The following is a 22,405-nucleotide window of genomic DNA, read 5'->3' as shown; positions in this document are numbered from 1 at the left end:
ACACGCTTTAGGCTCGGAGCATGACGCCCACAGATGCAGAGATTGCCCGCGACCTCGCTCCCACCGGGGTGTTGCGCGCCTCCATCAACCTCGGCAATCCAGTCCTCGCCCAGGGCACGCCAGACGAGCCGTCCGGGGTCACTGTCGACCTCGCCCGCGAGGTTGCCGCACGTCTGGAACTGCCCGTGCAGTTCAACTGCTTCGATGCGGCCCGCAAGTCATACGCCGCGATGTCCGAGGGTCACGCCGACCTGTGCTTCCTGGCCGTCGATCCGGACCGCGAGAAGGACGTCGCATTCAGCACGCCGTACGTGCACATCGAGGGGGTGTACGCGGCACCAGTGGACGCAGCATTCACCTCTGCCGCCGACGTCGACCGCGACGGAGTACGCATCGGCGTCAAGAAGGGGTCCGCGTACGACCTCTACCTGAGTCGCACCCTGCACCACGCCACCGTGGTACGCGGTGACGAGGGGGTCGACATCTTCCATGCCGAGGACCTGGACGTAGCGGCCGGCATCCGCCAACCACTGACCGTGCACGTTTCCCAGACGGCCGAACTGCGTCTGCTGGAGCCCGCGTTCATGACGATCCGGCAGGCCGTGGGCACCACAAGGGGGCGAAGCCCGAAGACCACACGGTTCCTCAACGAACTCGTGACCGAGCTGGTGGCATCCGGTTTCGTCTCCAAGGCGCTGCGCCACTCCGGCCAAGACCCGACGCTCGCTGCACCCACCGCAGTTTGACGGAGCCTGGAAGCCACGCCACCCTGCGCCACTTGGGGTCTGCGCCGTGGGCTCAGTGACGCCGTCCCATGTACCCCGCCCACGGCTCTTGCCTGTGCGGCTACCAGTTCATGTGCCGGGGCATGCGGCACTTCCCGGCGGAGTCCATCGAGGGGCAGTCGTCGTCGCCGACCGCGATGACGAGCGCCGCGCACAGCGCCAGTACGACGAGGACGACCACCAGGCCGGTACGGGTGAGCAGGAACCGACTGATACATGTGCCGGTGCGGCCGAGGCGCCGGTCGCGCTGCACCGTGGCCCGGCGCAGGTTCCAGACAGCGCAGACGGCGACGGTGACGGCACCGAAAGCCGCGGACACCCAGCCGTCGTGGAAGAGGCCCTGGGCGACGTAGGCGACCATGCCGCCGAAGATCAGCGCGTACATGCTCCGAACCAGGACGTTAATGATCATCTTCGTCCTCTGGGTACGGGTCGGGCATATAGCGCTCCACGCGCGGCCAGATCCGGGAGCCGAGCCAGAACCCACCGACCAGGACTAGAACCCCGACCACGAGGCTCAGCAAGGGCATCTGCCACGCCGCCTGTACGACGATCCCGACGACGAACGCGAGAACGGCGCCGAACACGACGATGAAGCAGCCGCTGGCACAGCCCATGGCTTCGTCACGGTCTTCCGTCTGGAAAGGCCTTATCGGCCCGATGGGGCTACTCATCGCCGTCCCCCTTGTCCACGTACCGCTGAAGGACGAGGAGCAGGACGGCGACGATGCCGAAGGACACCCAGCCGCCGCCGATCTTCACCCATGACAGCGGCAGCAGGCCGCCGACGAGGACCACGGCCATGACGACGGCCACGGCGAGGGCGAGGCGGCGCAGGTATCTACTCATCTCCACCGTCCACGTCTTCGTACTCGGGCTGCGCGGTGCGGCGCCACCACCACTGGTAGATGACCTGGGATCCGGTGACGCTGATCCCCAGGCCGATCGCCATCTGCCAGTCGCCCATGATGAGCCCCATGGCGCCGTAGATGACGACGGCGAGGGCGAGGTAGACCACAATCTCTCGGACGTTGAGCTGCTTCGGCGGGTCCGGCTGCGCCCCCATCAACTTCAGCCGGTACTTCAGGCGCAGCTTCATCGGTTCGCCTTCGCCAGACGGAGTGCGTCACGGATGTTCTTGACGGTGGCCACGATCAGCGCGCCGAGGACAGCACCCAAGAGGGCCCACAGCCACCACGGCATGACCACGGCGACGTCGGACCCGGATCCGCTCCAAGCGCTGCCGCCGAGGCCGCCCGCTGCGGCGGTACCGCTGGCCGTGCTGGCAGCGGGCATCGCTGCGAGCTTCTTCAGGCGCTTGATCACTTGGGGCCCTTCTTCCATGTACGGCGCATGCGCCACCAGTTCCAGACGGACGAGGCAATCAGCGCGCCGATGAAGGCCCCTGCACCGGGTAACGCCATGCGGGAACCTCGATGCCGCCCGCGATGCAGTAGCCAGCGAACAGCCCGATCTGGACGGCGCGGAACCTCCGGCTGCGCGGTGGCCCGATGGGCGGGATCGACTTCATCGGCTCTTCACCTCGTCGCGCAGGAGGCGGGCGAGGCGCTTGCGGCGCTTCACGTAGAGCCTCCAGGACAGGCATCCGAGGATGTAGACGCCGACGGCAAGCCCCCACCAGCGGCCCCAGACCGAGTACCTCGGATCCGTCATGACACCGCCAGTGACGACGATCGCCACGCCCCACGCAAGGATGTCCACCCACGTATCCGAGCGCGTCTTCACTTGCGCTTCACCTCGCGGCGGTAGGCGCGCAGGGCCAAGGCGAGCCCGACGACCATGAGCGTCATACCGATGATGACCGTCACGTACTCCCAGGCCGACACCTCGTGGTCCGTCAGGGAGCTGAGGCCCAAAACGAGGGTCAGGGATACCGAGGTCACGAACCCTGTGATCCGTGTACGCGGCCTCACTTGCGCCCCCGCCGGAACAGGTGGATGGCGACCCCGGCCACGATGGCGTACCCCATGATCAGAACCACCAGGCCGATGTCGTACGGCAGGTCTGTCGGGATCTGCCCGCCGTTCACTTGCGCGGCCAGAGGGCCCAGATGCAGACACCGGCTATCAGGACGAGCAGCGGTATGCCCACCCAGTTCGAGACCGGCTCGCCGCCGTAGTGGACGCCTCTCAGGGCGTACGTGTACATCTGCCGTGCTCCGCTCGAATTAGCCCCCCGGCTGTCGACGTGTCCGGAGGACGCTAGGTGGCGGGCCGTGCGCAGCGGAAATTGATCATGACGTTCGTTACGGGTCTCACACCGGGTGGGAGAGGTCAGCGTGCGGCACGTGAGGCCGGCCGCGAGGCTGATGTCATGGCGACGTCCGAGAGGCCGATAGTGATCTACCCGCCCGACGAGGACGGCGGGCGGCGTGTACGCGTGGACGGCACGATCCTCGGCCGCGCTTTCACCGTGCGGGACGTGGCGGCGTTCATGCAGGAGGCCGGGCTTCAGGAGTGGGACGAGATGGACGTCGTGCGGACCTCGCTCATCGACTGGCGCGGCGGTGGCCCGGACCACTGGGCCCACTGACTACGGTCGGTTACCGTGCCTGACCTGCGCGGCCGGTGGCTGCCGCGTGCCGAGGCCGACGAAGGTGCTGGAGAGACGCGTCAGTCGTTCTCGTGGATCCAGCCCTCGGAGAGAAAGTAGCTGCGCACGATGCCGACTTTGTACGCGTCCTCCTGCTTCAGCGCGGCGCTCACCTTGTATCCGAATGGATTGCAGAACGGGCAGGGCGTGGGGAAGTCCATGCCCGATGCGAGCCCGCGCAGGAGCTGGCGCGGCGACCCCCAGGTGACGCCGGGCCGGTTCGGATCGAGGCTGCGGCACTCACGTGAGGAGCTGCCGAATTCAGTGTCGCGGTGGAGTATGAGCCCGTCGTAGCCGCGCGCCTTGGGTTCGGTGATGAACACCGGCGGGAGGGTGATCTGCGCGTGGGGGTGCCCGGCCCGCTCCATGGCGTATTCGAGCTTGTTGTAGACCATGGCGGCTTCGTCGGGGTCCGTGAACTCGCCGGGGATGGTGATCGTGATCGTGCTGTAGCGGCGACGGGGTACTGCGTCAGACATGGACCGGAGCCTAACGTTCCGTTTTCGGCCAACGGAACACACCTCCGGCCCTGGCGCTCGAGGACTCGCCGCTCATCCACTGGTGGGGCGGGCGCACAAGTACCGGACGATGTGAAGCCGCTAGGCCGATTCCCGTGGGTCATGGCGTGAATCAGTGGAGGATTCACGCTGCCCGCCGCTGGCTCGTTCCCGGCCCAGACGTCGTGGAATGATCGGCAGATGGCGGGGACCAGCAGTGAGGTCGGGCAAGCGCTGCGGCGTGAAGCCGAGCGAGTCGTCAACGAGGTCGCCCAAGAACTTCGCACTCTGGACGACGGGACATCCTGGTTCTCCGCCCTTTCCTCGGTAGGACGGCAGGCCGTACTGCAAGAAGTGGTCGGCTACGTGATGCAGGCCCACATCACGGCGGCAGACGGACGTGAAGGAGTCGCCCGGTCCGGCGTAAAGCCCACGGCCAACCCTTCAGCGATGATTTGCATGGATCCACCTCGCTACGGGTTCGCAGCACTCCCGGCTAAGGCTTGTCCCGTAACTGATGGGTCTGGTGAGGGAAAGGTCGATTGCGGTGTGCCGCTCGTTGGCCTATCCGTCGAGGGCGAGGTTGTGTAGGCGAGCGATGCCGAGGATGGCGTGGTGGACGCCGTCGCCTTTGAGTCGGCAGTCGCGCAGGATCTTCCAGTCCTTCATGCGGGCGAAGGTGTGCTCGACGCGGGCCCTCACCTGTTTGTGCGAGCGGTTGTGCTCCTCCTTCCAATCCGGGAGTTCTTCGCCCTTGCGGCGGCGGTGCGGGATGACCAGCCCGGTGCCTTGGTAGCCGCCGTCGGCGATGGTCATCGTCTTGCCGACGGCGGCCTTGGCGCCGGATTCCTCCCAGCCGCGGGAGTCGTGCCGGTTGCCCGGCAGGGGCCGGCCGACCACGACGACCAGGCGGGTGTCGGCGTCGATGACCACTTGATGGGCCGTTGAGTAACGGTAGTTTTTCGATTGCTCTGCGATCGTGTGGTCACGGGTGGGCACCAGGGTGCCGTCGACGATGAGCACGGTGTCCTTCGCGAACCGCTTTCTTGGATGGAGTGCGAGAAGCGGTCCGAGGTGGTCGATGATCCGGTCAGCCGCCGACTTGGAGACGCCGAACAGCGGGGCGATCTGGCGCATCGTCAAGTTCGTGCGCCAGTACATAGCGACCAGCAGGACCCGGTCCTCCAGAGACAGGCTCCACGGTCGGCCGCGGTGCCTGTCGGCCACGCCCTCGCGCCGAACGTTAGTCACCAACTTGCCGAAGCAGCGCGGGCTCAGCCCAGCAAACGGGGCTATCCAGGACGGTTCCGGTGCCGTGATCACGCCAGCCATCGCAAGATCATCCCATCTACGACCAGGCGTTACAGGAAAGTCTCGGGCGACCCCGTGATCGGACCATGGCAAGGGCCGACGCCTCAAGTACTTCTAGGTTGCGGACCAGAGGCAGGGCCCTTTCCCGCCCCCACAGTCGCCCGGAAGATCACCTGCTTGCCCTCAACCGCACTTGAGGTCATACGGTCCCCCCATGACCTGCACGGTGTGCGGGCTCCACGCTGAAGCACCTGGAGGGGATACCCCATGACGACCCAGCAGATCTCCGACACCGAACTCGCCGGACAGCCCGCCGCGTACTGGACCGGTGTCGCCTACGAGGCGCTCATCGCGTTCACCCGGGCCCAGCAAGCCGAAAAGGGCTACACCCAGCCCCAGTTCTGGCTGCTGCGCAACCTGTCGGTGAATGACATCTCGCCCGACGGCGAGGGGATGATCTTGCCCGAGTTGCGGGAGGCCATATCCTCCTACATCCGTCCCGAGGACGACCTGGCGGCGGAGGCCGAGGGGCTCCTCGAACGTGGCTGGCTGACCCAGGACACCAAGGACCGGCTGTGGCTCACCCCGGAAGGGGAACAGGCCCGCGTCGACCTGGCCCGCAACGCCCCCGCGATCCGAGCCGCCCTCCACGAGGGCATCGACGACGCGGACTACGTCACCACGGTGAAGGTGCTCCAGCGGCTGATCCGCAACGCGGGTGGGACGGTCGCCTGATGAGCCGCAAGCCCGGGGCAAAGTGCCCCGGGCCGGATACTCAAACCGATCTTTGCGGGACAAGCCTTAATGAACACGTCAAGGCATTCCGTGTCCTCGTCTCAGTGTTCTCCGTCGCCGACACTCGCCGCAGGCGGACGTACTGCAAAGGCACTTGCGGACACACATGGCACAACTTGCCTCCCCGGTGAGGTGCCGTGGTCCCAGCACATTTGGATCGCAGAAGGGTGTTCACAACCGGCTGCAGGCCTGGGCCGCCGACGGCACCCTGGAGAGAGTGTTCACCGCCTTGCTGGCGCAGGCGGGTACAGCGGGCCACTTGGACTGGGTTGTCGCGGTCGACTCCACTGGCTTGATGCACGACTCGTGGGATCAGGCACACATTCCGCGAAGACGATCACCAAGATGTATCTAGGTATTGCGGGGCGTGACGTTCATGACGGTGGCGTGGGCACCATCGGGGCTGTCGATACCAGCGGGAGTGCGGTTTAAGCGCCGCGGACGAAGGTCGCGCAGTCCGGACAGTCGTCGAGGTATCGGTGCCGACACTCAACGGTGTGTTGCAGGAAGGTGATTGCCTCCTGTCTGTGGACGACTTCATTTTCGAGCGCTGCGATCTTCGCCTTCACGACGGCCTGTGCCGCCGACTTCGTCGGTGCCATCGCGGCAGCGACCTCAGGCAATGAGAGCCCGATGCGTCGCAGTTTCAGCACGGTATGCGCCTGTTCCAGCGCGCTGTCGTCATAGATGCGGTAGCCGTTGCCATCGCGACGCACGGTGAGTGCGCCGACGTCTTCCCAGTGCCGCAGCACGTGAGCCTCAACGCCGAGCTCTGCGGCCACTTCCCCGATCGTCTTCATCACACACGCCTTGCCTTCATGTCGACCTGAACCCATAGCGTCACGATCATGCCTGACACCACCAACCCCACGAGCTCCCCGCACCGTCGATCGATCCTGGTCACCGGCGCGACTGGCAACCTCGGCCGAGAGATCGTTGACCGTCTCCAAGCACACGGCGCGCGCGTACGCTGCCTTGTGCGCGAACAGGCCGACGCGCGCCCAGGAGTCGAGTGGGTGGTCGGCGACCTCACAGACCCCGGTGCCATGCGCGAGGCGCTCGTGGACATCGACGCGGTCTTTCTGATCTGGCCACTGCTCGATTCCGCCGCTGCCCACGACCTGATCGTAGAACTCACCACGGCGGCGCCGCGTGTCGTCTACCTGTCCTCGACCGCCATTGACGACGAAGCCGCTCGTCAGAGTGATCCCATCGTTCAAGTGCACGCGGATATGGAAGCCCTGCTCCACGAGGCCGGTCTGCGACCCGTGGTGCTGCGTAGCGACACGCTGGCCTCCAACGCCCGTGGCTGGGTGCAACAGGTGCGGGCGGGCGATGTCGTCTCAGGCCCGGAGACGGCGCGCACAGCTGTCGTAGACGAGCGCGATGTCGCTGATGTGGCCGTATCTGAATTGCTCGCACACCACGATCAATTGGCCCACGGCCCACACGTGTTGACCGGCCCCGAGGTACTCAGTCGCGCCGACCAGATCGCTCACCTCGGTGCTGCACTCCGACGCGATCTGCGATTCCAGGCGCTTCCCGCTGATCTCGCGCGATCACGGATGCTCGCCGACGGTCGTCCCGAGCCACTGGTGGAGGCGCTGATCGCCGCCTCGGTGTGGCGACCAGAATCCCATCGCGTCACCGATCATGTTGAGCGCCTCGCTGGTCGCCCGGCCGGCACCTTCGCGAGATGGGCCATCGACCACGCGGCCGAGTTCAACTGACGAGAACGGCGGAACGCCCCACCAGACCATGACGAACGTGCTCGATGACCTGAATGGGGTCTCGGTTCGGCAATCGTCGTTCGTTTTCCGGCAGGAAGGCATCCATGGCGCACGCCAACGCTCCGTTGTCCATCGAAGGGCGCCGACGCCTGGTCGAGCGCTGCCAGACTCGGCCGATCGCAAACGGTGCCGCCGAATTGGGGATATCCCGCGCGTGTGCATCGAAGTGGGTCAACCGCTGGCGGAGTCACGGTGAGTCTGGCCTGCAAGACCGACCCTCGGCCCCGCGCCGGAGTCCGAATGCGTCGCCCGCGTGGGTGATCGACAAGATCGAGATCTGGCGGCGCGAGCACAAGTGGCCCGCACAACGGATCACCCACGAGTTGGCCGACATCGGCTTCCCCGTCAACCGCCGCACCGTCACCCGGCACCTGACCCGACTCGGCCTCGGCAAACGCAGGTTCATCGACTCCGGCGGCGAGAACAACCGCAAGCCGGGGAAGATCACCGCTCGCTGGCCGGGCCATATGGTGCATCTGGATGTGAAGAAGGCCGGTCGGATTCCGGATGGCGGAGGCTGGCGCATCCACGGCCACGACAGCGAGCAGGCGAAGGCCACAGGCCGGGCGAAGTCGGCAGGCGCGAAGCGTGGCTACGTCTACCTGCACTCGGCGATTGACGGCTTCTCCCGAGTCGCATACACAGAGCCCCTCGCCGATGAGAAGGGCGCGACCGCCGCCGCGTTCCTCGCGCGAGCGAAGGTCTATCAGCAGACCAAGCCGTGCCCCCCTCGCCACAACGGCAAGGTGGAGCGGTATCAGCGCATCCTGGCCGAGGAAGTTCTCTACGCTCACGAGTTCACAAGCGAGCACGCCCGCTCTGCGGCGATCAGCGTGTGGAACATCCACTACGGCTACCACCGGCCACACAGTGGCGCCGTCGGTCTGCCGCTTTCGGGCAGGTGCCACCAACGTCCAGCCCTCGTACGTCTAGGCACTTCCCTCGTGATCCACAAGATCCATTGCCGGAGTGTCCTCGCTGCCGGGGACGAGCAGGGACAGGCACAGCTGCGGGAGCACCTGGTCCAGCTCGAAGCGGTCCCGGAGGTGAGGGGTGCGCATCAGGTTGTTGACCAGGGCCACGGCCGCCGCCACGCGATGACGCCCCTCGGTGGAAGAGACGGTTGGCGACACCGCACGCACCAGAGCAGTCCACTCGGCCAGATACTCGCGCTGCGCCTGAAGCAGCATCGTCCGCGACTCCTCGGGCAGATGCCGTGCCTCGGTCAGCAGCAGGCCGATGATCGCCGGATGCCGGACGGACATCTTCACGTACGAGCCGACCACACCGCTCAGGGCCTCTTCGGCGTCGGGGGCAGTGGCAAGGACGTCGGCGAGGTCCATCAGCAGGTAGGACCAGCCACGGGTCAGGGCGGTGACGAGGATGTCGCCCTTGGTGGCGAAGTGGTTGTAGACGCTGGGGCCCGCGATGCCCAGGGCGGCACCGATGTCCTCAATGGCCACGCGCGTGTAGCCGCGCTCGGAGAACAGCCGGATGGACTCGGCGAGCAGATTCTCACGCCGCGACTGCGGCTTGAGGCCCAACGGCGCGCGGCGCGTCCCCTCGGCCGGGGCCGGTGCGGGGGAATGGACCACGGTGTGCACCATCGACGTTAGCAGCGGGCGGCTCACCGTCTCGCCGGAACGGTGGGACCCGGGGCTCAGCAGCACGGCGAGCGTGGCCCAGGCCAGGTAGTCGGCCCGTTCGGGTGCCAGCTCGGGCCGTGTCTGCTGGATCAACCCGGTGACGAGCTGTCCCACGGTGCGGATCTCGGCGTGCACCAGGGCCTGTTGGGGCTCGGGCAGGTGCATCGTCTCCCGCTGCCACAGCATGCCCGATTGGGCGTGCTCGGTGGCGACGGTGACGAGTTCGCCCACCCAGTCGGTGCGGAAGGGCGAACTCATCTCCTCCAGCCGCGTGGTGAGGGGCGTGACGGAGGAGGACAGGACCTCGAAGAGCAGGTCCTGCTTGCTGCTGAAGTGCCGGTACAGGGCGGACGGGCTGATCGTCACCGCTTCGGCGATGTCCCCCATGGCGACCTGCTCGTACCCGCGCGCGCCGATCAGGTCGCGGGCCGCGGCGAGGATCAGCTGGCGCCGGTTCGAGGGGCGCGTGCGGCGCAGGGGCTGGTCGGTACCGGTACCGGCTTGCTGCGCCGTCACTGGGGGCCTTTCTGTGTACCGCGAGTTTATGTGCCCAGACTATCGGCAGGTCAGTTGTTCCAGCCTCCGCCGCAGACCAGGGTCTGGCCGCTGACGTAGTCCGATTCCGGGGTGCACAGCAGGTAGACGGCGCCCGCCGCCTCCTCGACCGTGCCTGCGCGACCCAGCGGGATCATCTGCTCCGCGGCGGCGAGGAGCGCCGGGTTCACGCCGACCGCGATCCGGCGGCCGGAGATGTCGATGGTGCCGGGGCCGTCGGCGGATGCCTCGGTGAGCCGCGTGGCGATCAGGCCGAAGGCGACGGTGTTCACCGTCACGTTGTAGCGGCCCCACTCCTTGGCCAGCGTCTTGGTCAGCCCGGTGACTCCCGCTTTGGCCGCGGCGTAGTTGGCCTGCCCTGCGTTGCCACCGAGCCCGGCGACGGAGGAGATGTTGACGACCTTGCGCACCACCGGTGTTCCGGCTTCGGCATCCTTGCGGGCCTGTTGGCGCAGCACCGGCTGGGCGGCCCGCAGGAGTCGGAACGGGGCCTTGAGGTGGACGTCCATGATGGCGTCCCACTGCTCGTCGTCCATCTTCTGGATGACGTTGTCCCAGGTGTAGCCGGCGTTGTTGATGATGATGTCGACGCCGCCGAAGGTGCTGACCGCCGTCTTGACGAAGGCGTCGGCGAAGCCGTCGTCGGTGACGCTGCCGACGTAGGCGACCGCCCGGCCGCCGGCTGCTTCGACGGCGGCCACGGTCTCGGCGGCCGGTGCCTCGTCGAGGTCGTTGACGACGACGTCGGCGCCCTGTGCGGCGAGTTTGAGGGCTATGGCGCGGCCGATGCCGCGGCCGGATCCGGTGATGAGGGCGGTCTTGTGCGCGAGGTGGGACATGGATCTGCCTCCCGGAGGGCGAGTGATGGGTCGGACTCAGGACGCAACGACGCGTGCCGTGCCGGTCAGCGTGGTGGTGCCGTCGGCCAGGCGTACGTCGAGGTCGATGGCGGCGATGCCGTCTTCGACGGCGCGGACGGTGCCCCGGCAGGTGGGCCGGGCGTGCAGCGGCGTGATGGCCACGAACCGGACGTCGAAGGACCGGATGCGTTCTTGCGGTGCCCAGCCGGTCAGCAGACGGCCGAGATAAGCCATCGAGAGCATGCCGTGGGCGAACACGTCGTCCAGACCGGCGGTGCGCGCCGCGTCGAGGTCGATGTGGATCGGGTTGTCGTCGCCGGAGGCGCCCGCGAACAGGGCGAGGGTGGTGCGGCTGATCGGCGGCAGGTGGAGCGGTTCCAGGACGGTGCCCGCGACGAGGGGTGTGCTGAGAGTCATCCGAGTCCTCCGTGCCGCACGATGGTCAAGGTCTCGGCGGTGGCCACCAGTTCGTCGCCTCGCCGGAACTCGCTGCGCCTGACCAGGAAGTCCATGGCAGGGGTCTTGGCCGTCGCGCCGACGATCCGCTGCTCCACGCGCAGGGTGTCCCCCGCGTGCACGAGCCGGTGGTAGGTGAAGCTCTGCTCTCCGTGCAGCACGGTTGCCAGATCGATGCCCAGGTCGTCGAGGTGTCCGAATGGGCGCGGCGCCGCCAACTCCACGGAGAACAGGAAGGTGGGCGGCATGAGCAGATCGGGGTGCCCGGCGTCACGGGCCGCGGTGACGTCGGTGTGGACGGGGTCGCTCTCGCCGATGGCGGCGGCGAACATCCTCAGCCGTCCGCGCTCGACAGTGACCTCGAAGGGCGCGAACTCCAGGGCCAGCGCCTTCTGTTCGTCGATCGGCATGCTCAGCCCACCTTCTCGTACAGGGTGACGACGGCCGCGCCGCCGAGCCCGATGTTGTGCTGGAGGGCGAGCGAGGCTCCCTGGACCTGCCGGGCTTCGGCCTCGCCGCGCAACTGCCAGGTCAGTTCGGCGCATTGGGCGACTCCGGTGGCTCCGAGCGGGTGCCCCTTGGAGAGCAGCCCGCCCGAGGGGTTGGTGACCACGCGTCCGCCGTAGGTGTGATCGCCGTCGCGCACGAACTTCTCCGCCGTGCCCTCGGGCGTCAGCCGCAACGCCTCGTAGCTGAGCACCTCGTTCGTGGTGAAGCAGTCGTGGAGTTCGACGACCGGGATGTCCTCGGGTGCGACGCCCGCCTGCTCGTAGACCTGGTCGGCGGCGGCGCGCGCCATTTCGTAGCCGACCAGGCTCATCCGGTCGCCGGAGTGCGACTGCGGGGTGTCGGTCGTCAGTGCCTGGGCGGAGATCGCCACGCCGGTGCGCAGGCCTCGCGAGCGCGCGAAGCCCTCGGTGACCAGGACTGCCGCGGCGGCTCCGCAGGTGGGCGGACAGCACTGGAGCCGGGTGAGCGGATCGAAGATCATGGACGACTGCAGCACCTCGTCGAGGGTCACCTGGTCACGGAAGACGGCGTTGGGGTTGTGCCGCGCGTGCCTGCGGGCCTTGACCGCGATCCGGGCGAACAGCTCGGGCCCGACGCCGTAGCGCTCCATGTACTCCCGCCCCGCCCCGCCGAACAGGCGTGCCGCGGACGGGACATCGGGGTGTTCGCCCTGGACCTCGGCCGCGATCTCCTCGAAGCGGGCCAGCGGTGCGGGCCGGTCCTCCCAGTGGGAGACGAGTGCCCCGCGCTGCATCTGCTCGAATCCGACGACCAGCACACAGTCGGCGCCGCCGCCGAGGATCGCCTGGCGTGCCAGCCACAGCGCCGATGAGCCGGTGGAGCAGTTGTTGTTGACGTTGACGATCGGGATGCCGGACATCCCGACGCGGTAGAGGGCGTTCTGCCCGCCGGCCGAATCGCCGTACACATAACCGGCGTAGGCCTGCTGGACGTCGCCGTAGGCGACGCCCGCGTCGGCGAGCGCCCGCAGAGCGGCTTCCTGTGCCATGCGGTCGTAGGGGGCGCTGGTGCGCGGTGTCGCGAAGGGCGCCATGCCCACTCCCGCGACGAAGACACGATCGGTCATACGGTCCTCCCGGAGCTCGATGCCTGCCGTGGACCATAACAGCAAAACTATTGGAGATTCACTTATGCTCTTGCGAGACGCCCAAACCTCAATACACTGACCGCACAGTGAGTCAGGACGAACTCATGGTGATTCACATCTAGGGAAGGGGCCGCCTTGCGCATCACTCATTGCCTGCACCGCGTCGTGCAGCGCGAACCGGACCGCCCGCTGACCATCTGCGGCGACCGCACGACCACCGTGGCGCAGTCCGCCGATCGCGTCGCCCGGCTCGCGGGAGCGCTACGGGCCCACGGGCTGGAGGCGGGCGACCGGGTCGGCATCCTCGCGATGAACTCCGACCGCTACCACGAAGCGCTGTTCGCCTGCGCGTGGGCCGGACTGGTGGCCGTACCGCTCAACACGCGGTGGGCCCTGGCCGAGAACGCCTTCGCCGTGGACGACGCGGGCATCCGCCTCCTCCTCGTCGACGACGCCTTCGCCGCGGCGGCACACGACCTCAGGGACCGCTGCCCGGCACTGACCACCGTCGTCCACTGGGGCGAGGGCGCCACGCCCGCCGGCTGGCTGGCTGGCTGTCCTACGAGGACCTCCTCGCCGGCGCACGCCCCGCCGAGGACGCGCACCGCGGCGGCTCCGACCTGTTCGGGATCTTCTACACGGGCGGAACGACCGGCCGGGCCAAAGGAATTGAGCTCAGCCACGACAACCTCCTCGGCAACGCGGTCGGCACCCTGGCCACGCATCCCGTGGCCACCACACGCGGCCGGTTCCTGCACGCCGCGCCGATGTTCCATCTCGCCGATCTCGCCGCCTGGGTGATGGGCACGCTCCGCGAGACCACCCATGTGATGGTCCCCGCATTCGAGCCGACGGCCGTGCTGGCCGCCATCGAGCGGCACCGGATCACCGACACCCTGCTCGTGCCCACGATGCTCCAGTTGCTGTGCGACCACCCGGACGCCGACACCGTCGACCTGAGCAGCGTCCGCAACGTGATCTACGGTGCGTCCCCGATGTCCGAGGCCGTCCTCGAACGCTCGATGCAGCGTTTCCCCCACGCCGACTTCGTGCAGGCGTACGGGATGACCGAACTGGGGCCGGTGGCAACGCTTCTGCTGCCGGACGACCACCTCGTCGCGGGGCTCCGCCGTTCGGCCGGCCGCTCGGCGGTCGCCGTCGACGTACGCGTCGTGGACGCCGAGGACCGTGAGGTTCCCCCCGGCACGGTCGGAGAGATCGTCGTGCGCGGCGACAACGTCATGCTCGGCTACTGGAACCGCCCCGAGGAAACCGCCCAGGCGCTGCGCGGCGGATGGATGCACACCGGTGACGCGGGGCGCATGGACGACGCCGGTTATCTGTTCGTCGTCGACCGGATCAAGGACATGATCGTCACCGGGGGCGAGAACGTGTACTCCGTCGAGGTCGAGAAGGCCCTCGCCCGGCACCCGGCCGTCGCTTCCTGCGCCGTGATCGGTGTCCCCGATCCGACGTACGGCGAGCGCGTGCACGCCGTCGTGGTGCTGCACCCCGGGGCCGCCGCCCTCCCTGGGGAGTTGACCGATTTCTGCCGGACCCACATAGCCAACTACAAGGTGCCCCGCAGCGTCGAGTTCATCGACGCCCTCCCGGTCTCCGGCGCCGGCAAGGTCCTCAAGCGCGTACTGCGCGGGGCCCGTCGGGCGGGCCATCTCTGACCGGCCGCACATCAACCGCCCATGCCGACAAGGCTGTTGACCCACTCGGCCCGACAAGGAGCAACAGATCATGAAGCGCACCATCTACGACGACGAGCACGAGGCCTTCCGGGGTGTCGTCCGGGACTTCCTCGCGAAGGAAGTCACGCCCGTGTACGACGAGTGGCTCGCGGCGCAGCGCGTGCCGCGCGAGCTGTTCCACAAACTCGGCGTCCTGGGTGTGACCGGCTTCGACATCCCCGAGGAGTACGGCGGTCCCGGTCCCACCAGCTACAAGTTCCAGGCCGTCATCGCCGAAGAGGCGGCCCGGGCGGCTGTCGTCCTCGGGCACCACTTCGTGTCGACCGGCGTCGTCCTCCCCTATCTGCTGCGGCTGGCCACCGACGAGCAGAAGTCGCGCTGGCTGCCGGGCATCGCCTCGGGCGCCACCACCCTGTGCATTGCGATGACCGAACCCGGCACTGGCTCCGACCTCGCCGGCATCCGCACCACGGCACGGCTGTCCGACGACGGACAGCACTACGTGCTCAACGGCTCCAAGACGTTCATCACCGGCGCCCGCAACTCCGAGCTGTGCGTGGTCGTCGCCCGCACCTCGCCGCCCGCCGCGGACGACCGCCGCCACGGCCTGAGCCTGCTCGTCGTCGACACCTCCAGCGAGGGCTTCTCCATCGGGCGGCAGCTGGACAAGATCGGCATGCACACCTCGGACACCAGCGAACTGTCCTTCGCGGACGTCCGCGTTCCGGTCGGCGACATGCTCGGCCGCGTGGACCACGGCTTCGCCCACCTCGGTGCGCACCTCCCGCGCGAGCGCCTGGCGATCGGCGTCGCGGCAGTCGCCTCCGCGGCCGCTGCCGTCGACTTCACCCGGGCTTATGTACGCGACCGAAACGTCTTCGGCAGGCCGGTGGCGGAGTTCCAGAACACCAAGTTCACGCTCGCTGACTGTGCCACGCAGGTGGAGGCGGCACAGTCCCTCGCCGACCGGGGCATCGCCGCGGACGACGCCGGGAGCCTCACGGCCGCGGACGCGGCGCGCATCAAGCTGTTCTGCACCGAGACGGCCGGCCGGGTCATCGACGCATGTCTGCAACTGCACGGCGGATACGGCTACATGCAGGAGTACCCCATCGCCCGCTTGTACGCCGACATCCGGGTCAGCCGGATCTACGGCGGCACCAGCGAGGTGATGAAAGCGATCATCGCCAAGGATCTGGGGTTGTAGACGGGCACGCGGCCCCGGAAGCGCCTGCGTCAGCCCTGGGCCGGTGCGTCCAGGATGCGGTGGGCCAGGCGCTTCCACACCGCGAGGTTCGGATCGCTGCTGTGATCCCGTGGTTCGAAGGTGTAGGTCAGAGCGACGCCCCGCATGCTCGACAGGAGCACGGGCGCGAGATCGGCGAAACCCGGGTGCGCGGCGAGTTCCGGTCCGAACAGGGCGATGACCAGACGGCGGATGTGGCGCCCCAGTTCGTGCTCCTGCGGCCTGAGCGCATCCGCGAGTTGGGGGTTGTGCTGAGCCGCGGCCCACAGTTGCAGCGCGGCGCGGAACAGGGCGCCGTGGAAGCTCAGCCAGATCTGCTCGACGGCGTCGTCGATGGTGCCGGCGGCCTTGGGAACATCGATCTCACCGGTGCGCTGCAGAGCCAGGTGCTGGACCGCCGCGATCAGCAGGTCGTCGCGCGAGGGGAACTGGTGCAGCATGCTGCCGCGTGAGACGCCCGCGCGTTCCTGGATGCGCGACGTCGTGGTCGCGGCGTATCCGTCCTCGGCAAGACAGGCGACCGCCGCTGCCAGAATGCGCTCGCGCGTGTTCCATGCCCGCTTCTGTACCGGCAGCGCAGCGGAGTGAGAGGGTGCCATGCCACCAAATTTACCGTGGCGTCTGTCGTGACCGACCAGTGCGGGCCTACTGGCTGCGCCGCGCACCGGCGGCCAGGAGGGCGGTGATCTCGCCCCAGAGCGGCTCCGGCAGTTCGTGGCCCATGCCGGGGAAGATCGTGAGGGTCGACTCCGGGATCACTTCCCGCAGCCGAACGGACGCGGCCGGATCGATCAGCTGGTCACTGTCGCCCGCCAGGATCGTCGCGGGCACCCGCAGCGAGCGCAGCACCTCGTCGCGATCGACCGTGGCGAGCACGGCCCGCAGCTGGCGTTCGGGTCCGTCGGGCTCCCATCCTCGCTCCCAGATCTGAGCCCCGACGTCGGTGAGCCACTCGACGTCCTGGGGGTACGCAGCCGACCGGCAGACCGCCTCAGCGGCCCGGTAGTGCGCGACGAATTCGTCCCGGCTCGCCGGTGCGGCCGCGTCGAGGCGCCCCTCGATCGCGTCCCGCCCCCAGAAGTACCGCAGCGACGGCGCCGTGTAGACGAGTCCCAGTGAGCGCACCCTGTCCGGATGACGCAGGGCGAGTTCCTGCGCGACCATGCCGCCCATCGACTGCCCGACGATGTGGGCCGAGTCGAGACGGAGCCCGTCGAGCAGGGCCGCGGTGTCGTCCGCAAGGTCGCTCAGCTCGTACCCTCCCTCCGGGTAGCGCTGGGACTGCCCGACGTCGCGGTTGTCGAAGCGGATGACGCGGAAACCTTCCTGGACCAATAGCTCACAGAACTCCGGTCGCCAGCCCAGGAGTTGAGCGCCGTACCCCTGGATGAGCACCAGCGGCGGCAGGTCCTCGGAGCCGAAGGCGTCCCAGGCGATACGGGATCCGTTCGGTGTGACCACGAACGACATGTGGTGTCCTCTCCCGGCCCGCGCTCAGCGGACCGTCTTGACGAAGGAGATCGCGACCCCGGAGACCAGGGCGGCGACGATTCCGAACACGTAGAGGGCGGTGTATCCGCCGAAGAAGGTGAGCAGGCCGCCCGCCAGCACGCCCGACACGATCTGCGGAAGGCCGGTCGCGACGGCCAGGAGGCCGAAGTCCCGCCCGACGCGGTCGTTGTGCGGCAGGACGAGGGACATGACGGCGAGATCGACCCCGTAGTAGGTGCCGATGAAGATGCCGAGGAAGACCGAGTAGACGACCATGCCGGTCCAGGTGGGGCTGATCACCGGGATGCAGAAGGTGGCCGCGAGCCCGAGGGCCGAGACGCACACGAACAGCCTGCGGCGGTCGATCCTGTCCGCGAGCCAACCGAGGAAGGTGGCCACCACGACCCAGGCCACGGTGGTGATCGTGAGCAGGGAGCTGACCGCGACCCCGACGTCGCCGTCCGGCACGTTGTCCTCTCCGATGTAGTCGGTCAGCGTGTAGTAGAGGTATCCGCTGACCGTGAAGTACGAGAGGAACAGCGCGAGGCGGCTCACGAAGGCCCACGTGAAGTCCCGGCTGCGGAACGCCTCGAAGAAGCCGCGGAACCCGCGGTGGTCCGCGGCGATGTCCTCGCGCTGCGTCTCGAAACCCCGCGAGGACTCCTCCCGTGCCCCCAGCACGAGCGCCAGGCTCGCGGCGACGAGCACGACAGCGGTGATCGCATAGCCCCAGAACTGCCCCACACGGCTGGCGACGTTCACGCCGATCAGCACGCCGACAGGAGTGCCGAGTCCGACGACCGCCGAGGCGACGCCGCGCCGTTGTTCGGGGACGCGGTCCGGCAGGATCGCGATCAAGGCGCCCTGATACATGTTCGACGCGAGCCACAACAGCGCGTAGAAGATGCCGAGCAGAAGCAGGTTCGCGCTCTTGGACATCGCGATCATCAGCACTCCCGAGATGCCGGAGAGCACCACGATCCAGGGAGTGCGCCGGCCGAAACGCGAGCGGGTCCGGTCCGAGAGCGCGCCGCCCAACGGAAGCCCCACCAGCGAGGCGAGGGCGGCGAACGTCGTGAGCAGGGCCAGGTTTCCCACCTTGTGCGCGGAGTCCAGCGCTTCGACCTGAGTGGGGACGAGCACCTGCTGGACGCCGTTGAACACGGCGGTCATGGCCGCGACCGCCGCAAGGAGGAAAGGGAGCAGGCGGCGCAGTCGCACCGCTGGAACGGAGTGATGTGCCTGCGCGGTGAGCTCGGTGCGCGTCATGTGCTCCTCCGATGGAGCCTCGGGCCAAGTGCTGCACGACCCTGGCGGGTTGGGGCGGCGCCACACTAACTTGAACTAGTCAGCGCTGACTAGTCAGTTGTGCCCAGGAGGTTTCCATGCCGCGCCGCATCCGCTCCGCAGCCCTGTTCATCGCATCGATCACCGCGGCGGGCAGCCTCGCGCTCGCTCCCCCCTCGACGGCGCTCCCCGACCCGCCGGCCTACGGCGTCGGCATCACCCACAACGTCCCGATCACCATGAGCGACGGGGTGGTGCTGGAGGCGAACGTCTACGCGCCGACGGATCCCTCGACCGGGAAGCCCGCCCGCGGCCCGTTCCCCGTCGTGCTCACGCTCACGCCGTACGGCAAGGACCAGGGCGAGTCGGACCCCGAACGCGGGGACGTCGGGATGGGGATGGACAAGGACCTCATCGAGCACGGCTACATCCACGCCACCGTCGACGTCCGGGGGACCGGATTGTCGGGCGGGACATGGTCGTTCGAGCAGCCGCAGGAGTCGGCCGACGGCGCGCGCGTCGTCAACTGGGCCTCGAAGCTGCCGCATTCGACCGGCTCCGTCGGCATGATCGGGGAGTCGTACGCGGGCATCAACCAGTTGCTGCTGGCCGGCCGCATAGGAGCGAAATCGCCCCTCAAGGCGATCATGCCGATCGTGCCCTCCGATGACGTCTACCGGGACGTAGCGGCCCCGGGCGGAGTCACCAACCCGCTCCTGCTGGCCGAATTCGTCCTCGCGAACCTCCCGTTGAGCGAACAGAACGCCCTCACGGAGGCCCTGAAGACCGCCCGCACCCCGGCAGACGTCACCCGCCTCCTCTCGGTGATGATCGGCCATCTCGGCGGTCTCGGCGCGCTCCCGGTCGCGGAAGTGGCCCTGGGCGGACCGGCCGTGTACGACGAGCCGTACTGGCAGGACCGCAGCCCCCACAACGTGCTCGGGGACATCGTCGCCAACGACGTCCCCACGATGATCCTGGGCGGCTGGCGGGACGCCTTCCAGCGCGGCGGTCCCCACCTCTACGCCGGCCTACAGAACGCCGCCGCCGGACGGTCGGTCTCCGCGCCGATGGACGCGGGCCAGAAGGCCGATCCGCGATTCCAGCTGATCTACGGCGACTGGTACCACAATCAACTGGGGCTGCCGTCCTCGCCCGACCGGATCCAGGTCAACGCCGTCGCACTCCGGTGGTTCGACCACTGGCTCAAGGGCGTGGACAACGGCGTCACCGCGACCAGGACCCCCTTGCGCACCGTCGACAGGGCGACGGGGGCATGGACCCAGGGCGCGACCTACCCGTTCGCCGGAGCCGCGCCGACGCGCATGTATCTCGGCGCGGGGAACACGCTCAGCACCACAGCACCCACGGACTCCGGCACCGACGCGATCACATGGTCCAACACACCGCTGTGCACACCGTCCATCACCCAGTTCCTCCTGCTCGGCAGCGACCAGAACGCACTGGACAAGGCAGGACTGCCGCCCTCGCCGTGCAACACCGACGACCGCGCCACCCAGAAGGCTCCGTACGCGCAGACCTACACCACGGCGCCGCTGAAGCACCCCCGCGTGATCGCCGGGCCGATCAGCGCGCACATCAGCGCGAAGGTCAACACCAAGGACAGCGAGTGGGTGGTGCGGCTCGAGGACGTCGCACCCGACGGCACCTCCACACCGCTGAGCCGCGGCGCGCTGCTCGGTTCGCACCGCGCCCTCGACTCCCGCCGCACCTGGTCCGCGCCGGACGGCACGCCGCTCGTGCCGTATCACCCGCACACGCGCGCATCGGCCGACCAGGCACCGCGGGGCACGGTCAACAGTTACGACGTCGAGGTGTTCCCCACGCAGGCGACCATCGCGGCCGGCCACCGCATCCGCGTGACCATCGGCACCAACGACTCTCCCGCTCTCCTCCCGTCCGCCGCCCAGACAGTGAACCTGGCTGGCGGTGTCTACCGGATCCGGCGCGGCGGCGGCGACGCCTCGTACGTACAGGTGCCGCTCGCGGCCCCCGGCGCGACCGGGGCCCCGTGCACCGACGCGGTCATGTGCCCCTGACCGGGGCGGAACTCCGCCACCCACCGCACGATCACAGGGACGGTCGGGAGTGGCGGTCGGATAGAGGGCAGCGATCCAGACACGGACGGCGTTGCGTCGGTTGCGTGGCTGGTCGCTCAGGGCAGGCAAGCGGGCAAGGAGGGGGTGTGACCGAGATACGCGCCAAGGGGGCAACGGGATGATCTTGAAGCCCCGACCGCTCGGATCTACGTGCGGCGACGTGTAGCGGGGTCGCGTTCGGCGACGTGCCGAGCGACCGAGTCGACGCCGGGCCGTGCGTATCGCTCCAGGGAGCGGACGGATGCGTGGCGGGAGCGGGCCAGCAGCATCGGGGTGGAGGTGCCGTCTTCCGCGTCGTGCGTGAGGGCACTGTGACGTAGCCGGTGCAGTGTCCAGCCGTCCAGGTCCTCGATGTAGTCGGGTGAGGCGAGGGGGTTGGCCGGCAGCCGGGTGTTCTCCTCGAAGATCTCCTCAGCGCGGCGGTAGGAGAGCCGGGCCCGGCCGGTCTCCGGACATACGTCGAGCGTCGGTGTTCCGGCCGGCGCCTTGCGGTCGGTGAGGAACAGCGGGCCGCGGGTGCGGCGGGCGATGAGGCGGGGCAGGAGCTGGGCGGTGCCGGACTGTCAGCGAATCCATTCGATCGCCCCGCCCTTGGCGGTGATCTTCCCCCGCTTGTCTTGCGGGTACAGGTCTTCCACGTTCAGGCACAGCACCTCGTCGGCCCGTGCGGCGGACTCGTAGAGCATCTTCCACTGCGTCTTCTCCCGCAGCGCGACGTCGAGGCGCCACAGGGCAGCGATCTGGTTCTCCGCGAGAGCCTTGGTGCGGTCGGGCGGTGCCGGCCGCCGCTCGATGCCGATCGTCGGATCGCATTGGATCCAGCCCTGGCGCTGCCACCAGCCGATCGCCTTGCGCGCGATGGACAGCTCCCGGTTGACGGTGTCGGCGTCCATCTCGTCGGCCCGCGCCGCCGCCAGCTCGGCCAGCACCTCGGGCAGCGCCGGGTCGTCGATCGCGGCGACGGGGACGGCGGGCGGCTTCGCGCCGCGGCGGGCGGGTCCGGTCGGCGCGGGGCCGCGGTGTACGACGCGGGCGGGGCGGACATGGGCACAGCGCGGGCGCGCGGCAACCGCAACGCCTCCGGTCAGCTCGCGGACCTTCGCAATGCCCTTCCTCGCCGCGCTCCGGGATCACGTCGGTCACACCGAACTCGACGCCGAGGTCGGTACGGAGACCTGGTGACGGGCCATCAGAATGAGTCGCTCGGCACTCAGTTACCTACCGCGAGGGCGGCGAGCAGGCCTGCCGACGCACAGGTCGCATTCGCCCAAGAGCACGGTGCCGCCTTTGTCACTACCGACCCCGGTGACCTTCAAGTGCGAGGCCACGACGCGGTCTTCGACACTTTCGGGGCTTTCGTGACCGAGGCGGTGGCGGACGGCGAGCCATACGCGTCGATCGCCACCCAAGCCGGGCCCGTACCGGATGTGTCCGCTCACGGGATCCGTGCCACCGTCAGCCAAGTCCAGAGGACGGCGCGGGATTGAGTGAACTCGTCAAGCTCGTCGACTCCGGCTCGCTGCGTCTGCGGGCGCACTACACGTTCGGCCTCCACGAGATCCAAGCCGCCCACGAGCGCTTCCTCTGCGAAGGGGCGCGGAGGAGCGGTGGACTGCTTCCCTAGTCTTTGTCCGG

Annotated in this window: 30 protein-coding genes and 2 pseudogenes; 12 read left to right on the top strand and 20 right to left on the bottom strand. The window is 68.4% G+C overall.

The genetic code is table 11. From position 1 onward, the window contains the following. Positions 1-20 precede the first annotated feature (20 nt). Positions 21-746, top strand: a complete 726-nt coding sequence (locus OG746_RS37390; protein WP_266722869.1) for a transporter substrate-binding domain-containing protein — start codon at positions 21-23, stop codon at positions 744-746. 100 nt (positions 747-846) lie between these two features. Here OG746_RS37390 and OG746_RS37385 read toward each other — a convergent pair whose 3' ends face one another. The 8 genes from OG746_RS37385 to OG746_RS37350 all read right to left on the bottom strand — a co-directional run bounded on the left by OG746_RS37385 (position 847) and on the right by OG746_RS37350 (position 2,954). After that, entirely contained in the window at positions 847-1,197 is a 351-nt protein-coding gene (locus OG746_RS37385; RefSeq protein ID WP_266722867.1) for a hypothetical protein, read from the bottom strand. Further along, positions 1,187-1,459 carry a hypothetical protein gene (locus OG746_RS37380; protein ID WP_266722865.1) on the bottom strand — a complete coding sequence of 91 codons (273 nt, stop codon included), beginning with the start codon at positions 1,457-1,459 and terminating at the stop codon, positions 1,187-1,189. The genes OG746_RS37385 and OG746_RS37380 overlap by 11 nt, the downstream gene beginning before the upstream one ends. After that, a complete protein-coding gene (locus OG746_RS37375; protein ID WP_266722863.1) occupies positions 1,452-1,634 on the bottom strand; it encodes a hypothetical protein in 183 nt (60 codons plus the stop codon). Before OG746_RS37375 ends, OG746_RS37380 begins: the two co-directional genes overlap by 8 nt. Continuing rightward, positions 1,627-1,884: a hypothetical protein gene (locus tag OG746_RS37370; RefSeq protein ID WP_266722862.1), complete on the bottom strand. Its 258-nt coding sequence runs from the start codon at positions 1,882-1,884 to the stop codon at positions 1,627-1,629. The genes OG746_RS37375 and OG746_RS37370 overlap by 8 nt, the downstream gene beginning before the upstream one ends. Further along, complete coding sequence (locus OG746_RS37365; protein WP_266722860.1) at positions 1,881-2,111, bottom strand: hypothetical protein; 231 nt, start codon at positions 2,109-2,111, stop codon at positions 1,881-1,883. The genes OG746_RS37370 and OG746_RS37365 overlap by 4 nt, the downstream gene beginning before the upstream one ends. Positions 2,112-2,312: 201 nt before the next feature. Then, complete coding sequence (locus tag OG746_RS37360) at positions 2,313-2,531, bottom strand: hypothetical protein (RefSeq protein WP_266722859.1); 219 nt, start codon at positions 2,529-2,531, stop codon at positions 2,313-2,315. Beyond that, a complete protein-coding gene (locus tag OG746_RS37355) occupies positions 2,528-2,689 on the bottom strand; it encodes a hypothetical protein (RefSeq protein ID WP_266722857.1) in 162 nt (53 codons plus the stop codon). Before OG746_RS37355 ends, OG746_RS37360 begins: the two co-directional genes overlap by 4 nt. A gap of 142 nt (positions 2,690-2,831) precedes the next feature. After that, positions 2,832-2,954 (bottom strand): hypothetical protein, encoded by a 123-nt coding sequence (locus OG746_RS37350; protein ID WP_266722855.1) that lies wholly within the window; start codon positions 2,952-2,954, stop codon positions 2,832-2,834. 165 nt (positions 2,955-3,119) lie between these two features. Between OG746_RS37350 and OG746_RS37345 the strand changes: the two genes are divergently transcribed. Beyond that, positions 3,120-3,338 (top strand): hypothetical protein, encoded by a 219-nt coding sequence (locus tag OG746_RS37345; protein ID WP_266722853.1) that lies wholly within the window; start codon positions 3,120-3,122, stop codon positions 3,336-3,338. Positions 3,339-3,418: 80 nt separating this feature from the next. Here the strand turns inward: OG746_RS37345 and OG746_RS37340 are convergent, their stop codons facing one another. Next, on the bottom strand, positions 3,419-3,877 hold the full coding sequence (locus OG746_RS37340; protein ID WP_266722851.1) for a hypothetical protein: 459 nt from the start codon (positions 3,875-3,877) through the stop codon (positions 3,419-3,421). Positions 3,878-4,096: 219 nt separating this feature from the next. On the opposite strand from OG746_RS37340, the gene OG746_RS45585 reads away from it, so the two are divergent. Continuing rightward, a complete protein-coding gene (locus OG746_RS45585) occupies positions 4,097-4,486 on the top strand; it encodes a DUF5958 family protein (RefSeq protein WP_353962432.1) in 390 nt (129 codons plus the stop codon). Here the strand turns inward: OG746_RS45585 and OG746_RS37335 are convergent. Beyond that, the gene (locus OG746_RS37335; protein WP_266722849.1) at positions 4,460-5,227 is read right to left on the bottom strand and encodes a transposase; all 768 of its coding nucleotides are present in this window, start codon (positions 5,225-5,227) and stop codon (positions 4,460-4,462) included. The genes OG746_RS45585 and OG746_RS37335 overlap by 27 nt on opposite strands. A 246-nt stretch (positions 5,228-5,473) precedes the next feature. On the opposite strand from OG746_RS37335, the gene OG746_RS37330 reads away from it, so the two are divergent. Both OG746_RS37330 and OG746_RS37325 read left to right on the top strand, forming a co-directional pair. Further along, a complete protein-coding gene (locus OG746_RS37330) occupies positions 5,474-5,941 on the top strand; it encodes a winged helix DNA-binding protein (protein WP_266722847.1) in 468 nt (155 codons plus the stop codon). Then, complete coding sequence (locus OG746_RS37325; RefSeq protein WP_266722845.1) at positions 5,941-6,132, top strand: DUF5958 family protein; 192 nt, start codon at positions 5,941-5,943, stop codon at positions 6,130-6,132. The genes OG746_RS37330 and OG746_RS37325 overlap by 1 nt, the downstream gene beginning before the upstream one ends. Before the next feature lie 297 nt (positions 6,133-6,429). Here OG746_RS37325 and OG746_RS37320 read toward each other — a convergent pair whose 3' ends face one another. After that, complete coding sequence (locus tag OG746_RS37320; RefSeq protein ID WP_266722843.1) at positions 6,430-6,801, bottom strand: MerR family transcriptional regulator; 372 nt, start codon at positions 6,799-6,801, stop codon at positions 6,430-6,432. 48 nt (positions 6,802-6,849) lie between these two features. Here OG746_RS37320 and OG746_RS37315 point away from each other — a divergent pair, with 48 nt between their 5' ends. After that, on the top strand, positions 6,850-7,731 hold the full coding sequence (locus OG746_RS37315; RefSeq protein WP_266722841.1) for an SDR family oxidoreductase: 882 nt from the start codon (positions 6,850-6,852) through the stop codon (positions 7,729-7,731). A 104-nt stretch (positions 7,732-7,835) separates the two neighbouring features. Then, positions 7,836-8,705, top strand: a pseudogene (locus OG746_RS37310) (helix-turn-helix domain-containing protein); the annotation flags it as partial. A gap of 15 nt (positions 8,706-8,720) precedes the next feature. Here OG746_RS37310 and OG746_RS37305 read toward each other — a convergent pair. From OG746_RS37305 to OG746_RS37285, 5 genes are read right to left on the bottom strand one after another with little or no spacing between them, the layout of a single operon-like run. Continuing rightward, positions 8,721-9,953, bottom strand: a complete 1,233-nt coding sequence (locus tag OG746_RS37305; RefSeq protein WP_266722839.1) for a TetR/AcrR family transcriptional regulator — start codon at positions 9,951-9,953, stop codon at positions 8,721-8,723. A 50-nt stretch (positions 9,954-10,003) separates the two neighbouring features. Continuing rightward, a complete protein-coding gene (locus tag OG746_RS37300; protein WP_266722837.1) occupies positions 10,004-10,831 on the bottom strand; it encodes an SDR family NAD(P)-dependent oxidoreductase in 828 nt (275 codons plus the stop codon). A gap of 36 nt (positions 10,832-10,867) precedes the next feature. Then, positions 10,868-11,269 (bottom strand): MaoC/PaaZ C-terminal domain-containing protein, encoded by a 402-nt coding sequence (locus tag OG746_RS37295; protein ID WP_266722836.1) that lies wholly within the window; start codon positions 11,267-11,269, stop codon positions 10,868-10,870. After that, positions 11,266-11,718, bottom strand: coding sequence for an FAS1-like dehydratase domain-containing protein (locus OG746_RS37290; protein ID WP_266722835.1), 453 nt, complete (start codon positions 11,716-11,718; stop codon positions 11,266-11,268). Before OG746_RS37290 ends, OG746_RS37295 begins: the two co-directional genes overlap by 4 nt. A gap of 2 nt (positions 11,719-11,720) precedes the next feature. Further along, positions 11,721-12,905: a lipid-transfer protein gene (locus OG746_RS37285; protein WP_266722833.1), complete on the bottom strand. Its 1,185-nt coding sequence runs from the start codon at positions 12,903-12,905 to the stop codon at positions 11,721-11,723. Positions 12,906-13,091: 186 nt separating this feature from the next. On the opposite strand from OG746_RS37285, the pseudogene OG746_RS37280 reads away from it, so the two are divergent. The 3 genes and pseudogenes from OG746_RS37280 to OG746_RS37270 all read left to right on the top strand — a co-directional run. Continuing rightward, positions 13,092-13,400: pseudogene (locus tag OG746_RS37280) on the top strand (AMP-binding protein); the annotation flags it as partial. Further along, complete coding sequence (locus OG746_RS37275) at positions 13,313-14,605, top strand: AMP-binding protein (protein ID WP_323179732.1); 1,293 nt, start codon at positions 13,313-13,315, stop codon at positions 14,603-14,605. The pseudogene OG746_RS37280 and the gene OG746_RS37275, both read left to right, overlap by 88 nt. Before the next feature lie 70 nt (positions 14,606-14,675). Then, positions 14,676-15,833, top strand: a complete 1,158-nt coding sequence (locus OG746_RS37270; protein WP_266722831.1) for an acyl-CoA dehydrogenase family protein — start codon at positions 14,676-14,678, stop codon at positions 15,831-15,833. A 29-nt stretch (positions 15,834-15,862) separates the two neighbouring features. Here the strand turns inward: OG746_RS37270 and OG746_RS37265 are convergent, their stop codons facing one another. Genes OG746_RS37265 through OG746_RS37255 form a run of 3 tightly spaced genes read right to left on the bottom strand, consistent with a single transcriptional unit; the run spans position 15,863 to position 18,632 of the window. Next, complete coding sequence (locus OG746_RS37265; RefSeq protein ID WP_266722830.1) at positions 15,863-16,471, bottom strand: TetR/AcrR family transcriptional regulator; 609 nt, start codon at positions 16,469-16,471, stop codon at positions 15,863-15,865. A 46-nt stretch (positions 16,472-16,517) separates the two neighbouring features. Continuing rightward, complete coding sequence (locus OG746_RS37260) at positions 16,518-17,342, bottom strand: alpha/beta fold hydrolase (protein ID WP_266722829.1); 825 nt, start codon at positions 17,340-17,342, stop codon at positions 16,518-16,520. 24 nt (positions 17,343-17,366) lie between these two features. Next, the gene (locus tag OG746_RS37255; protein WP_266722828.1) at positions 17,367-18,632 is read right to left on the bottom strand and encodes an MFS transporter; all 1,266 of its coding nucleotides are present in this window, start codon (positions 18,630-18,632) and stop codon (positions 17,367-17,369) included. Between the two features lie 116 nt (positions 18,633-18,748). On the opposite strand from OG746_RS37255, the gene OG746_RS37250 reads away from it, so the two are divergent. Next, the gene (locus tag OG746_RS37250; protein ID WP_266722826.1) at positions 18,749-20,710 is read left to right on the top strand and encodes a CocE/NonD family hydrolase; all 1,962 of its coding nucleotides are present in this window, start codon (positions 18,749-18,751) and stop codon (positions 20,708-20,710) included. Positions 20,711-21,333: 623 nt separating this feature from the next. Here the strand turns inward: OG746_RS37250 and OG746_RS37245 are convergent. Then, positions 21,334-21,699, bottom strand: coding sequence for a site-specific integrase (locus OG746_RS37245; RefSeq protein ID WP_266722825.1), 366 nt, complete (start codon positions 21,697-21,699; stop codon positions 21,334-21,336). A gap of 554 nt (positions 21,700-22,253) precedes the next feature. On the opposite strand from OG746_RS37245, the gene OG746_RS37240 reads away from it, so the two are divergent. Further along, on the top strand, positions 22,254-22,394 hold the full coding sequence (locus OG746_RS37240) for a hypothetical protein (RefSeq protein WP_266722823.1): 141 nt from the start codon (positions 22,254-22,256) through the stop codon (positions 22,392-22,394). Positions 22,395-22,405 lie beyond the last annotated feature (11 nt).

The sequence above is a fragment of the Streptomyces sp. NBC_01016 genome (genome assembly GCF_026341035.1).
Classification (GTDB): domain Bacteria; phylum Actinomycetota; class Actinomycetes; order Streptomycetales; family Streptomycetaceae; genus Streptomyces.
This window is presented reverse-complemented; position numbering and strand designations above follow the sequence as displayed.

Coding starts and splice junctions, on each gene's coding strand:
- OG746_RS37335 (WP_266722849.1), bottom strand. CDS start 5,227: ATGGCTGGCGTGATCACGGCACCGGAACCGTCCTGGATAGCCCCGTTT.
- OG746_RS37270 (WP_266722831.1), top strand. CDS start 14,676: ATGAAGCGCACCATCTACGACGACGAGCACGAGGCCTTCCGGGGTGTC.
- OG746_RS37315 (WP_266722841.1), top strand. CDS start 6,850: ATGCCTGACACCACCAACCCCACGAGCTCCCCGCACCGTCGATCGATC.
- OG746_RS37330 (WP_266722847.1), top strand. CDS start 5,474: ATGACGACCCAGCAGATCTCCGACACCGAACTCGCCGGACAGCCCGCC.
- OG746_RS37340 (WP_266722851.1), bottom strand. CDS start 3,877: ATGTCTGACGCAGTACCCCGTCGCCGCTACAGCACGATCACGATCACC.
- OG746_RS37345 (WP_266722853.1), top strand. CDS start 3,120: ATGGCGACGTCCGAGAGGCCGATAGTGATCTACCCGCCCGACGAGGAC.
- OG746_RS37260 (WP_266722829.1), bottom strand. CDS start 17,342: ATGTCGTTCGTGGTCACACCGAACGGATCCCGTATCGCCTGGGACGCC.
- OG746_RS37250 (WP_266722826.1), top strand. CDS start 18,749: ATGCCGCGCCGCATCCGCTCCGCAGCCCTGTTCATCGCATCGATCACC.
- OG746_RS37290 (WP_266722835.1), bottom strand. CDS start 11,718: ATGCCGATCGACGAACAGAAGGCGCTGGCCCTGGAGTTCGCGCCCTTC.
- OG746_RS37265 (WP_266722830.1), bottom strand. CDS start 16,471: ATGGCACCCTCTCACTCCGCTGCGCTGCCGGTACAGAAGCGGGCATGG.
- OG746_RS37390 (WP_266722869.1), top strand. CDS start 21: ATGACGCCCACAGATGCAGAGATTGCCCGCGACCTCGCTCCCACCGGG.
- OG746_RS37385 (WP_266722867.1), bottom strand. CDS start 1,197: ATGATCATTAACGTCCTGGTTCGGAGCATGTACGCGCTGATCTTCGGC.
- OG746_RS37255 (WP_266722828.1), bottom strand. CDS start 18,632: ATGACGCGCACCGAGCTCACCGCGCAGGCACATCACTCCGTTCCAGCG.
- OG746_RS37320 (WP_266722843.1), bottom strand. CDS start 6,801: ATGAAGACGATCGGGGAAGTGGCCGCAGAGCTCGGCGTTGAGGCTCAC.
- OG746_RS37375 (WP_266722863.1), bottom strand. CDS start 1,634: ATGAGTAGATACCTGCGCCGCCTCGCCCTCGCCGTGGCCGTCGTCATG.
- OG746_RS37295 (WP_266722836.1), bottom strand. CDS start 11,269: ATGACTCTCAGCACACCCCTCGTCGCGGGCACCGTCCTGGAACCGCTC.
- OG746_RS37350 (WP_266722855.1), bottom strand. CDS start 2,954: ATGTACACGTACGCCCTGAGAGGCGTCCACTACGGCGGCGAGCCGGTC.
- OG746_RS37300 (WP_266722837.1), bottom strand. CDS start 10,831: ATGTCCCACCTCGCGCACAAGACCGCCCTCATCACCGGATCCGGCCGC.
- OG746_RS37370 (WP_266722862.1), bottom strand. CDS start 1,884: ATGAAGCTGCGCCTGAAGTACCGGCTGAAGTTGATGGGGGCGCAGCCG.
- OG746_RS37325 (WP_266722845.1), top strand. CDS start 5,941: ATGAGCCGCAAGCCCGGGGCAAAGTGCCCCGGGCCGGATACTCAAACC.
- OG746_RS37380 (WP_266722865.1), bottom strand. CDS start 1,459: ATGAGTAGCCCCATCGGGCCGATAAGGCCTTTCCAGACGGAAGACCGT.
- OG746_RS45585 (WP_353962432.1), top strand. CDS start 4,097: ATGGCGGGGACCAGCAGTGAGGTCGGGCAAGCGCTGCGGCGTGAAGCC.
- OG746_RS37285 (WP_266722833.1), bottom strand. CDS start 12,905: ATGACCGATCGTGTCTTCGTCGCGGGAGTGGGCATGGCGCCCTTCGCG.